This is a genomic window from Ectopseudomonas guguanensis (genome assembly GCF_900104265.1).
Lineage (GTDB): Bacteria > Pseudomonadota > Gammaproteobacteria > Pseudomonadales > Pseudomonadaceae > Aquipseudomonas > Aquipseudomonas guguanensis.
Genome location: NZ_FNJJ01000006.1, coordinates 139,008 through 154,962 on the forward strand (window position 1 = coordinate 139,008; position 15,955 = coordinate 154,962).

Below are 15,955 nucleotides of genomic sequence, written 5' to 3' on the forward strand. Positions count from 1 at the left end.
CCACTGACCGCCCTACTACTTTGGTACTGGTTTTCCTCTCCAACGTAGAATTCCCAAGCCTGCGACCATGGCCTGTAATACCACCACAACAATAAGTAGAGACCTCGCCATGAAGTACCGTCTGCCCCTGCGCGCAGGCCTGATGTTCGTCTCGCTGCTGCTGGTCTGTGCCGTGCAGTCAGAAGAGCTTTTCGATGCCGAAGGCTACCGCAGCAGCCAATACCGCAGCCCGACGCCGGCCAGCCTGGACGGCGTGCAAACCCTGGACACCCGCGCCCTGCAGCAACTCCTGGCCGAGCGCCCGGAAACCCACCTGATCGACGTCTACCGGCGCACCTGGCTGAACGAGCGATTCATCGACGACGAGCCCCACGCCAACCTGCCCGGCAGCCTGTGGCTGGCCAACACCGGTAACGGCAATCTCGCAGCGCTATGGCAGCGCTACCTGGCTCATTACCTGCACCAGGCCAGCGGTGGCGATCTGCGCCATCCCTTCGTCTTCTACTGCCGCTCCGACTGCTGGCTGAGCTGGAACGCCGCACGCCGTGCCTACACTCTGGGTTATCGCCAGCTGTACTGGTACCGTGATGGCGTCGATGCCTGGGAGCAGGCCGGCCTGCCGCTGGTGCCCGCTCAACCTGCCGAACTGCCTGCTGCTTTCCTCACGCCCACCGCCACACCATAATCACAACAACGAGGTGCAAGGCCATGTACAAGATTCTGATTGCCGACGACCACCCGCTGTTTCGCGAAGCCATCCATAACGTCATCGCCGACGGGTTTCCCGGCAGCGAGATCATGGAAACCGCCGACCTGGACAGCGCCCTGGAGCTGACCCAGAGCCACGACGACCTGGATCTGATCCTGCTCGACCTGAACATGCCCGGCATGCACGGCCTGGGCGGGTTGATGAACCTGCGCAACGAGGCGCCGACCATCCCGGTAGTGATCGTCTCCGCCGAGCAGGACAAGCAGATCGTGCTGCAGGCCATCACCTATGGCGCGGTGGGTTTCATCACCAAATCCTCGCCGCGGACGCAGATGACCGACGCCATCGCGCAGATCCTCGACGGCAACGTCTACCTGCCGCCGGACATCATCCGCTCACAGAAGAGCGGCAGCTCGCGCCCGCACCACGACACCCACAGCATTCCGCCGGAGCTGCTGCAGGCGCTGACGCGCAAGCAACTGCTGGTGCTCGAGCGCATGACCAAGGGCGAGTCGAACAAGCAGATCGCCTACAGCCTGGATATCGCCGAAACCACCGTCAAAGCCCACGTTTCGGCCATCCTGCGCAAGCTGGGCGTGCATAACCGTGTGCAGGCGATTCTCTCGGCCGGCGATATCGACTTCGCCTCCTATCTGCGGCGCTAGCTGCGCAAGAGTGAGCGTCGATCCCGCGCGCAACCTCTGGGCTCCCGCCTTCGCGGGAGTGACGCACGAGGTTGTCCTGACTCCTGCCATCAACCCGTGCTAAAACGGCGGCCTCACCGATTGGAGCCCACCATGCACATCCGCCCCTTCCAGCTCTCCGACGAAGCCGCCGTCGTCGACCTCTGGCAACGCTGCGGCCTGACCCGCCCGTGGAACGATCCGCACAAGGACATCCAGCGCAAGCTCAAGGTGCAGCCTGAGCTGTTTCTGGTTGGGGAAATCGACGGCAAACTGGTGGCCTCGGCCATGGCTGGCTACGAAGGCCATCGTGGCTGGGTCAACTACCTGGCGGTGTGCCCGCAGCGGCGCCAGCAGGGCCTGGCCCGTCAGTTGATGGCGTATATCGAAGAACAGTTGCTGGCCATGGGCTGTCCCAAACTCAGCCTGCAGGTGCGCGACACCAACACCGCGGCCTTGGCCTTCTACGAGCGGCTTGGCTACAAGATCGACGCCTCGGTCAGCCTCGGTAAGCGGCTGATTGCGGATGATTGACGGGTTGCCGATACGGGCGGCGAATCCGTAGGGTGTGCCGTGCGCACCAAGTCCCCGTACGCTCGGTGCGCATGGCGCACCCTACGATGATCCTGCACTACGCCAGACGCATCGGCTGCCTCAATCCCGCGTAGGGTGCGCCGTGCGCACCTGGACTTATAGCGATCTCACCCCCCCCGCCCCACGCTCCATCAAATGACTCATCGCCGCCTTCAGTTTCATCGGCCGCACCGGTTTGTGCAGCAGGCTGTGGCCGAGTTCGCGCATCTGCTGCTTGAGCTCGTTGCTGTAGTTGGCGGTGATCATCAGCGCCGGTAGCGGCGTGCTGCGTCGGGCGTTGATCTGCGCCACGGCGTCGACACCATTGCGCTCGTCGTCCAGGTGATAGTCGGCGATCAGCAGGTCGGCCTCGGCGTGGTAGTTGTCCACCTGGCGCGCCAGGTCTTCTTCGGACAGCGCAGTAACCACGCGGCAGCCCCAGCCTTCGAGCAGGGTGCGCATGCCGGCGCAGATCGCCGCGTCGTTATCCAGCACCCAGACCCGCGCGCCGCTGAGGCGTTCGAGCAACTGATCCGGGCTGTCCTGCACCCTGCGCGCGCGGGGTGCACGGCGGGTCAGCGGCACCTCGACGGCGAACATCGAGCCCCTGCCCTGCTGCGACGCCACGCGAATGCGGTGGCCAAGCATGCGTGCGATCTTCTCGACGATCGCCAGGCCCAGGCCCAGGCCGCGGTCCTGCTTGCGCTGCACGTTATCGCCGCGTTTGAACTCCTGGAAAATCTCGCCGAGCTTGTCCTGGGCGATGCCGATGCCGGTGTCCCAGACCTCGATGGACAGGCTGTTGCCGCGCCGCCGGCAGCCCAGCAGGATGCGCCCGCTGGCGGTGTAGCGAATGGCGTTGCTAAGGAAGTTGCGCAGAATCCGCGCCAGCAGCTGCACGTCGCTGCGTACCAGCGCCGAGCTGGGCAGGTAGTCCAGACGCAGGCCCTCGCTGCGGGCGATCTGGTGGTACTCGGCAGCCAGGTTTTCCAGCAGCTCGCTGACGGCGAACGGCGCGATATCCGGCTTGATCACCCCGGCATCGAGCTTGGAGATGTCCACCAGCGTACCGAGCAGGCTCTCGACGTCTTCCAGCGAGTTGCTGACGTTGCGCACCAGCGGTGCGCAGCCGGACAGGTCCTTCTTCTCCAGCAGCGCACTGGTGAACAACCGCGCGGCGTTGAGCGGCTGCAGCAGATCGTGGCTGACCGCGGCGAGGAACTTGGTCTTGGACAGGTTGGCCTGCTCGGCCTCGCCCTTGGCCTCACGCAGGCGTGCCTCCATCTGCGTGCGCTCGTCGATCTCGCGGCGCAGCTGGTCGTTCACCGTGGTCAGCTCGGCGGTACGCTCGCGCACGCGCTGCTCCAGATGCTGGTAGGCCTGGTGCAGCGCCTCGGCAGTGCGGCGGCGCTCGGTGATATCGCGGATCAGCACGAAGATGCCGACCACCTCGCCACTGGCCTGGCGATTGGGCACGTAGGAACGCAGCATGTAGCGCTCCTGGCCGTTGTGGTTGGTTTCGGCGAATTCGAAGGTCACGCTCTCGCCGGACAGCGCCAGCTCGACGTAGGGCTCCAGGCGCTGGCAATGCTCCTCGCTGTGCACTTCGCGCAGGCTCTGGCCGAGCATGGCGCCGCGCGGCCAGCAGTACCATTCCTCGTAGACCTTGTTGGTGAATTCGTAGACCAGATCGGCCGACAGATAGGCGATCAGCGCCGGCACGTGGTCGGTGATCAGGCGGATCCAGCGCTCGCTGTCGCTCAGCGCCTGGGCCTGGCGATGACGCTCGGTGATATCGGTGAAGGTATTGACGAAGCCGCCGGTAGGCAGCGGATGGGTGCGCACTTCCAGCATGCGTCCGTCGAACAGACGCACCTCCACCTGACGCATTGGCTTGCCAGCGGCATCGCGGCTGTCCGGGGTCAGCGGCTCCAGCTCGCTCTCGGCCATCACGTCGGCGAAGGGCCGATGCGCGCTGATCGGCGCCAGCCCGCAGAGTTCGAGGAAACGGTGGTTCCACAACTCCAGCGCGCCCTCGGCATTGACCATGGCCATGCCCTGCGACAGGTTGTCGACCGCGCGCTGCAGCAGGCGCGACTTCTGCGCCAGGGCCTGCTCGCGGCGCAGCGCCTCGCTCTGCTTCACCTCGGTGATGTCGGTGTAGAGGATCACCAGCCCGCCTTCGCGGGTCGGCCGCTCGCTGACCTGCACCCAGCGCCCATCCTGCAGACGGAACAGGCTCGGCTCGCCCTCCTTGCCCAGCTGTGCCTCCACCACCAGCCCGGTGCTGCGGCTCAGGCGCTTGATCTCCTCCAGCCGCGTGCCCGTGCCGATGCGCGCGCGGCTGCGCGCCCACAATGCCTTGAAGCGGCTGTTGAAGAGGACGATGCGCTGGCGATTGTCGAACAGCACGAAGGCATCGGAAATACTCTCGATGGCGTCAATCAGGTGCTGGTGGGCAGTCTCGGCGCGCAACCGCGCATCACTGAGCAACTGGTTGCTGGATTTCAGTTCGGCCATCGCCTGGTTCAGCGCGTCGGTGCGCTCGCGCACCTGCTCGGACAGCACCACCGAATGTTGGAAGGCCGCGTAGGCATCATCGCCACGGGAATGGATCGACTCGACCCGCTCGATCAGCGCGGCGTTGATGCGCTTGAGCTTGGCGTTTTCCTGCTCCAGCGCCGCACAGCGTGCCTGCAGCTCAGCGCTCGCCGCGCCCAATAGGTCGGCCAATGGCGACACCGGTGAAAGTCTGGTTGATGTGCATGCCATTGAACTGCTCTCCGTAGGTGTTGAAGCCGATCACCCGCTGCTGGCGCAGCAGTGTGGCGACCGACTCGACGCCGCCATCGTTCTCGATCTCCAGGCGACGCAGAAAGCAGTCGCAACCGATGGTCAGCAGCAGCGGACCGAGGCGCTGCTCCAGCCCGGCGAACAGCTGCGCAAGGTTCGGCAGCAGGGGGCCCGGGCGCATGGCGGTGAGGACGATGCCGTTCTCCACCGCGCAGTAGAAGGTCAGGCTGAGGTCGTCATGCACCTGCTGGATCGAGCGCACGTAGTAGTGATCGCTGATCCGCACTGCCAGCGGATAGGCAGCGAACGCGTGCAGATCCAGGGCCTCGACCGGCACGCCGATCAGCTCGGCATATTCCTGCGCGGCCGGCGCGGCATTGAGCTCAAACACCCGCCGCGTGGCACTGTCGGCACGGGTCACCACCAGCTTCTCGGCACTGGGCTGGATGTGATGGGTGCTGAATACCTCGAATTCCAGCCAGGTGTTGAACAGCACCACAACGGCCGCACCGCTGTGGAAACGGCCACCGTGATAGACGTGGGTGTGGGTCAGGTGGTTGTCGTCGCCGGCCGAGCCGCCGAAGTGCGGGATGCTGCCCAGCGCCGCGCTGAGCGCGCCGAGCACCAGTTCCTCGCGGCTGGAAAGCCCATCGAGCAGGGTCAGGGCGAAGCTGTGGCCCTTGATCGAGGCCAGCTCGTTGCTGCGGCAATCCTTGACCAGACCATCGACCAGTTGCTGCGCATCGAGCAGATTGAAGCGCTCCATCTCGTCGATTAGCACGCTGGCGATGGAGAAGCAGCGCAGATCGAAGCCCAGCGCCACCACGCAGCCACGACCGTAGCCCTGCGGGGTAATCTCGCCGGCGCTGGTACAGCCCACCAGGCTGACGCCACCAAAGTGCGCCTCCAGCGCCTGGCCGAGGCCGTCGAGATCGTATTCGGCCGAGCAGAAGAACAGCACGAAGCCGAGATAGGGATGGATCAGCTGACGTGCCAGTTCCTGGGCGGCCAATTCCACATCCTTCGTGCTGGAGACGGCGCTAAGCACGCCCTCCGACTGTTCCAAGGCCATATCACGCCCCAAATGCACCTGCTGATCATGGGGAAATTCTACGAAGGAGGCCGCAGACGCCCCATGCTACTTGAGTACTGGGTCGGGCCTTCCTAGGTAGGGTGTGCCGTGCGCGAGGCTGGTGGGCTGGGGCGGTAATCGCTGGTGCGCGCGGCGCACCCTACCCGGGACGGCGCCCTACGGACCGGCGTACATGGTTAAACAGGTAGGGCGGGTGCAACCCGCCAACGGGGAAACGGCGGGTTGCACCTGCCCTACAAGCTGGCGAGCATGGCACCCCCTACCTGAAACGGCGTCATGCCTGTGTAGGGTGCGCCGTGCGCACCAGCGTTCTTACAGAACCGGGCTGACGTCAGGTTTTTCTCTTTCGATCCCTAAAAGAACGGGAGGCCCCAGGCCTCCCGTTGTCCGCAAGCCACGTGGCTTACCAGCTGAGCACGGCACCCACGGCGAAGGTGTCGGTGTCCTCGTTCAGACCGCTGCCTGCGGCGGCGTCGATCTGGTACTGGTTGTACTCGGCGACCAGCTTGAGGTTGTCGTTGATGGTGCGGAAATAGGCGATGCCGCGGGTCTCGTAGTCCGCCGCCACGCCCAGGCCGTTGCCGTCGTCCTCGGTCTTGCCGTAGGAGAGCGCCACACGATTCTTGCCCCAGGTGTAGGAGCCCTGCAGCAGGTAGCCGTCGCTGTCGATATCGCGCAGGGTCGGCTCGCCCAGGTTGTTGGTGAAGAACGGGTTGATGCCCTTGGCCTGGAAGCCCGAACCGGTCAGCGACAAGCCGCCGAACTTGGCCTGCACGCCATAACCCAGGCCTTTGGAGGTGACCTTGTCGACGGTGTCGTCGGTGTTTTCGGAGGTCTGGTAGGCGCCGTTGACCCAGGTGTAGATGGTCGAGCCGCCCAGATCGAACTGGTAGCTGACTTCCGATTCGAAGCGCGGGTTTTCCTGGTAGGCCTTGCCGGTGGCGCTGTCGTCGTTGGTGTCGACCGGGTCCATGATGCCCACTGCGACGCGCAGCCCTTCAGCCAGATTGTTGTTGCGGTAAGTGATCTGCGAGGTCGGGAACGGGTACGGATAGCCGGTACCGATATTGCCGAAGGACACGCCGTTGCCATCCACCAGGCCAAGGGTGTCGGACACGTTGCCGTACCCGGCAAGCAGCTCGTCGAGGAAGATGTTGGAGCGCGAGAACAGACCGAAGTCCTTGCCCACCAGCACCTCACCCCACTCCGGGCTGGAAACGGTGCCGTAGAACTGACGGACGTCGATGGCGGTGTCGGTGCCATTGGTTTCGCTGTCGTTGATGGTGACCCAGAAGGACGAGCGACCGCTCAGCTTCAGATCATCGATCTGCTTGCCGAAGTTGAAGCCGATCCAGTTGGGCAGAAAACCCATCTTCACCCGCGACTGGCGACGGTCGAACTGCTCGCCGTCACGGTCCACGTCGCTGTTGACGTAGAAGGCGTTGATATAGCCGTCGGTGGAGAAAGTGGTGTCGTCCTTGTCGTACAGGACGATCTCGGCGGTGGCCTGCTGCGCAGTCGCCAGGGCGACGGCAGTGGCCAGAGTCAGGGGCAGAAATCGAGTGATGGCGATCTTGTTGTTGTGCATAACGCTCTCCGCTTGAGTGGCGACCGCCAGGGCAGTCGTGTCGGAGGCGATTATCGAAAGGCGCCTTGAGCGGCCATACGCTGCCTTGGCAGCGATTCGCTGCTGCTTTGGCGCGCCCGGCCCGGCTTGCCCCAGGCGACCCGCGACCGGGCCGCTACCGGTAGCGGGCGAAAGGTCGTAGTACCGAGTAATCCTTGGGCGTAGACACGCACGGCGCGTCCATCCCGTGGGGTGCGCTGCGCGCACCACAGGCCGCCGAGCAATCGTGAGAGAAGAAAAATCGCGCTTAAACGTGCGGCCCAGTCCCGTAGGGTGGGCTTTAGCCCACCAACGATGGTTGGGCGTGGGCTAAAGCGGATCGCCGCCCGGCCCACCCTACAAGGCTGAACAGCCCTTGCATCGGTCCGAAGGGGAGTACTCCGTATTACCTGGGCTCCCGCCTTCGCGGGAGTGACGGTAGATGGCCTTTGCAGAATGTCCTCAGGTGTTGGAACGCGGCCCGCTGGCCAGCCGCGCCACCGGCTGGATTGCGTCAACTGCGCATAAGCGGCCTGCAATTCGCCCGGCCTCAACTCGGCCAATGCCCGGCGCACCCGTTGCGGGTGTTCTTCATTCAGGGCCGTAGGGTGGGCTTTAGCCCACCAACGATGGTTGGGCGTGGGCTAAAGCGGATCGCCGCCCGGCCCACACTACAAGGCTGAACAGCCCTTGTGCCGGTCCGAAGGGGAATACTCCGTAGTACCTGGGCTCCCGCCTTCGCGGGAGTGACGGTAGATGGCCTTTGCAGAATGTCCTCAGGTGTTGGAACGCGGTCCGCTGGCCAGCACGCGCCACCGGCTGGATTGCGTCAACTGCGCATAAGCGGCCTGCAATTCGCCCGGCCTCAACTCGGCCAATGCCCGGCGCACCCGTTGCGGGTGTTCTTCATTCAGTCCGGCCAGCTGCAATTGCCACAGCTGTTCGGCACGCGCCACATTGCCCCTGGGCGTTCGCAGAGCCTGCGCCAGTTCCTCGCGGCAGCGCTCGAACTCCGCATCCGGCAGCTCGGCGATGCGCTGGCGCTGCTGGTCGAGAAAGCTGCGGATATGCGCGAAGATGCCGGCCGCATCACACACCGGCGACTGCAGGGCGAACAGCAGCGCGCGCTCGCCCTGCACCTGGCGGTAGCCGGCAAACAGCGCATAGCTCAGTTGCAGCTCGCCGCGCAGACGGCGATAGAAGGCCCCCTGCAGCAGTTGCCCGAGCAGGCGCCAGGCCGCCTCGCAGCGCGGCTCGACATCCGCCAGCGGGCATAGCAGCACCAGCGCCGCATCACTGCCCGGCTGCGCCACCTCACGCCACAGCAGCTCGTGGTTTGACGCCGCCGGCGGCTGCCAGGCGGCCAAGGGCTCGACCGCGGCGAACAGCGCCTCCAGCTGTGCCCGCTCGCCCTCCCCCAGGCCGACGCTGAGCCCCTGCAGACCCAAGCCGCCCCGGGCACCGCCCAACTCCGGCAGGCGCTGCAGCAATTGGCGCAGCAGCAGGCCTTCCGCTGCCGACTCGGCCACCTCGGTCAGCGGCGCCAGCAACAGCGGCAACAGCCGCGCGCTGCAGGCCGGCATCAGGGCCGCGGCTCCCTGCAGCGCCAGGCTCCAGGCGCCCGCCTCGACGCCCAGCTGCAAGGCGACGCCCTGGCGTTCGCAGGCGCGTTGCACATCGGCGATACGCGCCTGCAGCATCGCCTGCAACTGGGGCAGCGAATGCTGCCCGGCAATCTCGCCGCGCCAGTGCAACGCCGCCGGCCCACCAGCGGCCGCGCCGGGATGGTGACGCAAGCGGGCAGGCGGTAGGCTGGGCGACGCCGCATCGGTCAGCGCCAGCAGCGATTCGACCGCTGCCAGCCCCCCGCTCAGCTGCGCTGCGGGCAGTTCGCGCGCCGGCAATGCAGCCAGCGGCAGCGCCAGGCCAATGGCCGGCCACGCTGGCCTCTGCTGCTTGTCGCAAACGAGTTCGATCAGTCCGGCGCCTTCGGCCAGCTGTACAAGCAAGGCATCGAGCGTGAGCAACAGGCTGGCGTCGTCCGTATCGGGCTCCTGCAGGCTGCGCGCCAATGCCAGCGGCCCCGCTCCGAGCTGGCGCAACGCCTGGGCCTGGCGCCAGTCGGCCAGACGCACCGGCCAGAGCGCATCCACCCGCACCCGGGCGAGCCAGCCCTGCAGCTCGGCGATCAGTTGTCCGCCCCGCTCTACCTCGGCGCCGGCGAAGTCCAGGCGCAGCAGACACTGTCCGGCATGCCGGTACAGCACCCGCGCCTGCAGCTGTCGGCACAACCGCGCCGCGCGCAGGCCGGCGAGCAGTTCGCCGGGTGCCGGGTCCTGCAACACGTCCAGCAGCAGCTCCAGCGCAGGCATCAGCCCGGGTTCATCCAGCTGCACGGCGTAACCCAGGTATAGCGCTTCGACAGCATGCTGCAGGCCCAGGCGCGGCGCCCGCAGCGGCAGCATGGACGGCGGCGCTTCGCGCGCCACCGCCTCACCCGCCGGCAGCTCTTCCAGCAGGCCCCGGCCAATGTCCAGCAGCTCAGCCAGCGGCTGCGGCCCGACCAGTGTCAGGCGCATGTTGCCGGCCTGGTAATGGCGGCGGTGATAGCCCTGCAGCGCGTCCTGGAACGCGGCCTGTTCCACGGCCAGGCTGGTGCGATCGCCGGCCAGGAAGTCGCCGCAGCGATGCCCCGCGGCCAGCGCCTGGCCGAGGGCATGATCGATGCGGCTGTCGGCGTCCTGGCGGCGCGCCTGGTATTCGGCATCCAGCACCTCGCGTTCACGCCGCTGCGCCGCGCCATCGAGCAGCGGCCAACGCAGCATATCGAGCAGGCGCGCCAGCGCCGGCTGCAGGCGCTCGGCCGGCAGCGCGCAGACGAAATCGGTGTGGCGCGCCTGGGTCGAGGCGTTGACCTGCCCGCCGCAGCCCTGGGCATAGGCCATCAGTCCCTGCTCGACGCCATAGCCGCGGCTGCCGAGAAACAGCAGATGTTCGAGAAAGTGCGCCAGCCCCGGATACGCGGCCGGCTCGTCGTGACTGCCCGCCGCCACCCGCAGGCAGATGCCCACGCGCTCGGCCCAGGGCTGCTGCGCCACGCACAGCTCGGTGCCGTTGGCCAGGCGCAGCCGCTGTAAGGGGACGGAAGCTAGATGCGACATCGATCATTCTCGGAAGACAGGCCAGCAGCTTCAGCCTAAACGACCGAGCCAGGCAATGCTGCTTTGGAACGACAGGACGACGATCGGTGGCTTGACCAGCAACCGGGCAAACCAAATACTGTATATATAGACAGCATTTGGAGCTTTCACCGCCATGTCTGCCGTGGTCGCCCTCGAGCACCTCTTCGACAGTCGCCGCCTCTGGCGTGCCCAGGACGTTGCCCGCGCGCCCAGTCGCCAAGCGACCGGGCATGCCGCGTTGGACGCCCTGCTGCCCGGCGGCGGCTGGCCCGACTCGGCGCTGAGCGAGCTGCTGGTGGCCGCTCCCGGTATCGGCGAACTGCGCCTGCTGTGGCCGACCCTGGCGCGGCTGACCCAGGCCGGCGAGCGCGTGGTGCTCATCGCCCCGCCTCATCTGCCCTACCCCCAGGCCTGGTTGGCGGCGCAGGTCGATCTGCGCCAACTGAGCATCGTCCACGCTAAGGGCCGCGACACGCTGTGGGCAGCCGAGCAATGTCTGCGTTCGGGCAGTTGCGGCGCGGTGCTGTGCTGGCCGCAGCAGGCCGATGATCGCGCCCTGCGCCGCCTGCAGGTGGCGGCCGAGACCGGGCAGACCCTGGCCTTCGCCTACCGCCCATTGGGCGAGGCGATCAACCCGTCGCCGGCGGCCCTGCGCCTGGCCATCGAGGCCCGGCCGGCGCAGCTGCGCGTGCTCAAGTGCCGCGGCGGCCTGGCTCCGGCGCAGCCGCTGCCGGCCGCGGCCTGGTCCTGAGATGAACCCGCTCTGGGCCTGCATCCTGCTGCCGCAGCTGGCGCTCGATGGCGTCATGCGTCAGCGCATCGAGCCGACCGAGCCGCTGGTGCTGCTCGGCGGCCCGCCGCAGCGGCGCGTGCTGCAGGCGGTCAACCCGGCGGCGCGGGCGCTGGGCCTCAAGCCCGGGCAGTTGCTCAGCGCAGCGCAGGCGCTGACCCGTGGCTTCGCCAGCGCCGACTATGACCTTGCCGCCATCGAACGCTGGCAGCAGTTTCTCGCTGCCTGGGCCTATGGTTTCAGCGCCCAGGTCAGCCTGCACTACCCGCGCTGCCTGTTGCTGGAAGTGGGTTCCAGCCTCGGCCTGTTCGGCCCCTGGCCGCACTTCGAGGCACGCCTGCGCCGGGAGCTGGGCGAGCTGGGTTTCCAGCAGCGCATCACCCTGGCGCCCAATCCGGTCGCCGCGCGCGTGCTGGCCAACGTCCACGACGGCCTGGCAATCGGCGACGCGGCCGAACTGCGCGCCGCGCTCGAGCCCCTGCCTGTCGACCGTATCGGCCTGCCCCGCGAGACCGCCTCGGCCCTCGCCCGCATGGGCCTGCGCAGCCTGCAGCAGTTGCTCGCCCTGCCGCGTGACGGCCTGGCGCGGCGCTTTCCGGCCGAGCTGCTGCGCCACCTCGACAGCCTGCTCGGCGAACGGGCGCTGGCCCTGGAGTTCTACCGCCCGCCGGATCGCTTCGATGCGCGTATCGAGCTCAACTTCGAGGTCGAGTCGCACCAGGCGCTGCTGTTTCCGCTGCGCCGCCTGACCGCCGATCTGGCCGCCTACCTGGCCGGACGCGACAGCGGCGTGCAGCGCTTCACCCTGCATCTAGAGCACCGCAATCGCCCGGCCAGCCAACTCGTGGTGGGTCTGCTCAGCGCCGAGCGCGATCCGGCCATGCTGCTGGAGCTGACCCGCGGCCGCCTGGAGCAGCTGCAACTGCCGGCGCCGGTGCTGGCGCTGCGCCTGGAGGCCCGCGAGCTACCCGCTTTCGCTCCGCAGCACCGTCAGCTGTTCGACGAGCGACCGCAGCAGTCGCTGCCCTGGGAGCAACTGCGCGAACGCCTACGTGCGCGCCTCGGCGACGAGGCGGTACAGGGCCTTGGCGTCCGCGCCGATCATCGCCCGGAGCAGAGCTGGCAGGCCGAAAGCGACCGGCGCACGCCGCCGCTGCCCAGCGTCGGGCCGCGTCCCGCCTGGCTGCTGGGCGAACCGCAGCCGCTGGCCGAGGCCGGCCTGCTGATCCTCGCCGGGCCCGAGCGCATCGAATCGGGCTGGTGGGACGGCGGCGACCTGCGCCGCGACTATTACCTGGTGCAAACCCGCAGCGGCCAGCGCGCCTGGGCCTTTCGCCCGGTCGGCGGCAGAGGGCCGCTGCAGTTGCATGGCTGGTTCGCATGACGCCCGACTACGCCGAGCTGCACTGCCTGTCCAATTTCAGCTTTCAACGAGGAGCCTCCAGCGCCCGCGAGCTGTTCGAGCGCGCCGCGCGCCTCGGCTACCGGGCCCTGGCGATCACCGACGAATGCACGCTCGCCGGCATCGTGCGCGCCTGGCAGGCGGCCAGGGAGACCGGCCTGGCGCTGATCGTCGGCAGCGAGATGCCCATCGAAGGCGGCCCCAAGCTGGTGCTGCTGGCCGAGGATCTGGCCGGCTACCAGGCGCTGTGCCGGCTGATCACCGTCGCCCGGCGCCGCGCCGAGAAGGGTCGCTACCGCCTGCTGCGCGAGGACTTCGACACGCCGCTGGCCGGCCTGCTGGCGATCTGGCTGGCCGAACCGCAGGCCAGCGACAGCGAGGGCAGCTGGTTGCGCCAGCGTTTTGCCGACCGCCTGTGGCTGGGCATCGAACTGCACCGCGGCGCCGACGATGCCGCCCGCCTGCGCCAGTTGCAGGCCCTGGCCGCGAGCTTGGGCATTCCCGCCCTGGCCTGCGGCGACGTGCATATGCACGCCCGCGGCCGCCGCGCCCTGCAGGACTGCATGACCGCCATCCGCCAGCACCTGCCGGTGGCCGAAGCAGGCGCCTGGCTGTTTCCCAACGGCGAGCGCCACCTGCGCCGCCGCGAGGAACTGGCCGAGCTGTATCCGCAGGAATTGCTCGACGAGACGCTACGAGTCGCCGAGCGCTGCCACTTCGAGCTCGACCAGCTGAAATATCAATACCCGCACGAGCTGGTGCCGGCCGGCCACAATGCCGCCTCCTGGTTGCGTCACCGGGTCGAACAAGGCCTGCGCTGGCGCTGGCCGGATGGCGCCAGCGCCAAGGTGCGGGCGCAGGTCGAGCATGAGCTGCAGCTGATCACTGAGCTGGAGTACGAGAGCTATTTTCTCACCGTGCACGACATCGTCCGCTGGGCCCGCGAGCAGCACATCCTCTGCCAGGGCCGTGGCTCGGCGGCCAACTCGACCGTGTGCTTCGTTCTCGGCATCACCGAACTGAACCCGGACAATTCGGGCAGCCGTCTGCTGTTCGAGCGCTTTCTCTCGCGCGAGCGCAACGAGCCGCCGGATATCGACGTCGACTTCGAGCACGAACGCCGCGAGGAAGTCATCCAGTACGTGTTTCGCCGCTATGGCCGCCAGCGCGCGGCGCTCACAGCAGTGGCCAGCACCTACCACGGCGCCGGCGCACTGCGCGACGTGGCCAAGGCGCTCGGCCTGCCGCCCGACCAGGTTGGCGCCCTGGCCGACTGCTGCGGACGCTGGAGCGACCGCATACCGGACGCCGAGCGCCTGCGCGAGGCCGGCTTCGACCCGGACAGCCCGTCGCTGCACCGCATCCTGACCCTGGCTGGCGAGCTGATCGGCTTTCCCCGTCACCTGTCGCAGCACCCGGGCGGCTTCGTCATCTCCGAACACCCGCTGCAGACCCTGGTGCCGGTGGAGAACGCCAGCATGGCCGAGCGCACCGTGATTCAGTGGGACAAGGACGACCTTGACCTGGTCGGCCTGCTCAAGGTCGATATCCTCGCCCTCGGCATGCTCAGCGCGCTGCGCCGCTGCTTCGCCCTGATCGAGCGCTACCGCGGCACGCGCTGGACCCTGGCCAGCCTGCCGCAGGAGGATGCGGCGACCTACGCCATGATCAGCCGCGCCGACACCGTCGGCGTGTTCCAGATCGAGTCGCGCGCGCAGATGGCCATGCTGCCGCGCCTGCGCCCAAAGACCTTCTACGACCTGGTGATCCAGGTGGCCATCGTCCGCCCCGGGCCGATCCAGGGCGACATGGTTCATCCCTATCTGCGCCGGCGCAACGACGAGGAGCCGGTGGAATATCCTTCAGACGAATTACGACCGGTGTTCGCACGCACCCTCGGCGTGCCGCTGTTTCAGGAGCAGGTGATGGAGCTGGCCATGGTCGCCGCCGATTACAGCCCCGGCGAGGCCGACGAACTGCGTCGCTCGATGGCCGCCTGGAAGCGCCACGGCGGGCTGGAGCCGCATCGCCAGCGGCTGACCTCGCGCATGCTGGAAAAAGGCTACACGGCGGAATTCACCGCGCGCATCTTCCGCCAGATCGAGGGCTTCGGCAGCTACGGCTTCCCCGAATCCCACGCCGCCAGCTTCGCCCTGCTCACCTACGCCAGCTGCTGGCTGAAATGCCACGAGCCGGCCGCCTACGCCTGCGCCCTGGTCAACAGCTGGCCGATGGGCTTCTACAGCCCCGACCAGGTGCTGCAGGACGCCCGCCGCCACGGCATCGAGGTGCGCCCGGTGGACGTACGCCACAGCGCCTGGGACTGCAGCCTGGAGCCAAGTGGCGGCGAGCAGCCGGCAATCCGCCTGGGGCTGCGCCTGCTGCGCGGCTTTCGCGAGGAGGATGCCCTGCGCATCGAGGCGGCGCGGCAGACGGCACCCTTCACTGATGTGGCCGACCTGTGCCGCCGCGCCGCCCTGGATGCCCGCGCCCGTGAATGCCTGGCGGACGCTGGCGCCCTGGGCGGCCTGGCTGGCGACCGTTACCGCGCCCGCTGGGCGGTGGCCGGGGTGGAACCGCAGCTGCCGCTGTTCGCCGGCCATTCCAGCCGTGAAGAACCCGTGGCGCTGCCACGGCCCACGGTCGGCGAAGACCTGCTGACGGATTACGCCACCTTCGGCACCACACTCGGCCCGCACCCGCTGGCGCTGCTGCGGCAGCGGCTGAAGGCCAAACGCTGCCGCAGCTCGCGCGAACTGGGCGCGGTCGAGCACGGCCGCCCGGTCAGCGTCGCCGGCCTGGTGATCGGCCGCCAGCGCCCGCAGACCGCCAGCGGGGTGATCTTCGTCACCCTGGAAGACGAGTTCGGCATGATCAACGTGGTGGTCTGGCATGACCTGGCCGAGCGCCAGCGCCGGGTACTGCTGCAATCACGCCTGCTGCGCATCGACGGCCACCTGGAAAGCGCCGACGGCGTGCGCCACGTCATCGCCGGGCGCCTGGTCGACCTGAGCTCGCTGCTGACCGGGCTCGACGTGAAGAGCCGGGATTTTCACTGACCCAGGCCAGCCGGCATTCTTGATAGACTATCGGCCCTTTTTGTCGCCAACGCCTGCAGACCAGC

Annotated in this window: 10 protein-coding genes; 6 read left to right on the forward strand and 4 right to left on the reverse strand. The window is 67.6% G+C overall.

The features are described 5' to 3' along the window. Positions 1-109 precede the first annotated feature (109 nt). The 3 genes from BLS61_RS10685 (at position 110) to BLS61_RS10695 (ending at position 1,926) form a co-directional block, all read left to right on the forward strand. Complete coding sequence (locus tag BLS61_RS10685) at positions 110-685, forward strand: PQQ-dependent catabolism-associated CXXCW motif protein (RefSeq protein WP_090430624.1); 576 nt, start codon at positions 110-112, stop codon at positions 683-685. 23 nt (positions 686-708) lie between these two features. Beyond that, the gene (locus tag BLS61_RS10690) at positions 709-1,374 is read left to right on the forward strand and encodes a response regulator transcription factor (RefSeq protein WP_090430626.1); all 666 of its coding nucleotides are present in this window, start codon (positions 709-711) and stop codon (positions 1,372-1,374) included. A 132-nt stretch (positions 1,375-1,506) separates the two neighbouring features. Further along, positions 1,507-1,926, forward strand: coding sequence for a GNAT family acetyltransferase (locus tag BLS61_RS10695; RefSeq protein ID WP_090430628.1), 420 nt, complete (start codon positions 1,507-1,509; stop codon positions 1,924-1,926). 156 nt (positions 1,927-2,082) lie between these two features. On the opposite strand, the gene nahK is transcribed toward BLS61_RS10695, so the two are convergent. From nahK to pqqF, 4 genes are all read right to left on the reverse strand, one after another. Further along, the gene (gene nahK / locus BLS61_RS10700) at positions 2,083-4,698 is read right to left on the reverse strand and encodes a hybrid sensor histidine kinase/response regulator NahK/ErcS' (RefSeq protein WP_090430630.1); all 2,616 of its coding nucleotides are present in this window, start codon (positions 4,696-4,698) and stop codon (positions 2,083-2,085) included. Beyond that, positions 4,667-5,830 carry a nitric oxide-sensing protein NosP gene (gene nosP, locus BLS61_RS10705; protein ID WP_090430631.1) on the reverse strand — a complete coding sequence of 388 codons (1,164 nt, stop codon included), beginning with the start codon at positions 5,828-5,830 and terminating at the stop codon, positions 4,667-4,669. The genes nahK and nosP overlap by 32 nt, the downstream gene beginning before the upstream one ends. A 424-nt stretch (positions 5,831-6,254) precedes the next feature. Beyond that, positions 6,255-7,439: a porin gene (locus BLS61_RS10710; RefSeq protein WP_090430633.1), complete on the reverse strand. Its 1,185-nt coding sequence runs from the start codon at positions 7,437-7,439 to the stop codon at positions 6,255-6,257. A gap of 794 nt (positions 7,440-8,233) precedes the next feature. Continuing rightward, a complete protein-coding gene (gene pqqF / locus BLS61_RS10715; RefSeq protein WP_090430636.1) occupies positions 8,234-10,618 on the reverse strand; it encodes a pyrroloquinoline quinone biosynthesis protein PqqF in 2,385 nt (794 codons plus the stop codon). Between the two features lie 154 nt (positions 10,619-10,772). Between pqqF and imuA the strand changes: the two genes are divergently transcribed. From imuA to BLS61_RS10730, 3 genes are read left to right on the forward strand one after another with little or no spacing between them, the layout of a single operon-like run. Then, positions 10,773-11,390, forward strand: coding sequence for a translesion DNA synthesis-associated protein ImuA (imuA, locus tag BLS61_RS10720; protein WP_090430638.1), 618 nt, complete (start codon positions 10,773-10,775; stop codon positions 11,388-11,390). A gap of 1 nt (position 11,391) precedes the next feature. Then, on the forward strand, positions 11,392-12,813 hold the full coding sequence (locus tag BLS61_RS10725) for a Y-family DNA polymerase (RefSeq protein ID WP_090430640.1): 1,422 nt from the start codon (positions 11,392-11,394) through the stop codon (positions 12,811-12,813). After that, on the forward strand, positions 12,810-15,890 hold the full coding sequence (locus BLS61_RS10730; protein ID WP_090430642.1) for an error-prone DNA polymerase: 3,081 nt from the start codon (positions 12,810-12,812) through the stop codon (positions 15,888-15,890). The genes BLS61_RS10725 and BLS61_RS10730 overlap by 4 nt, the downstream gene beginning before the upstream one ends. Positions 15,891-15,955 lie beyond the last annotated feature (65 nt).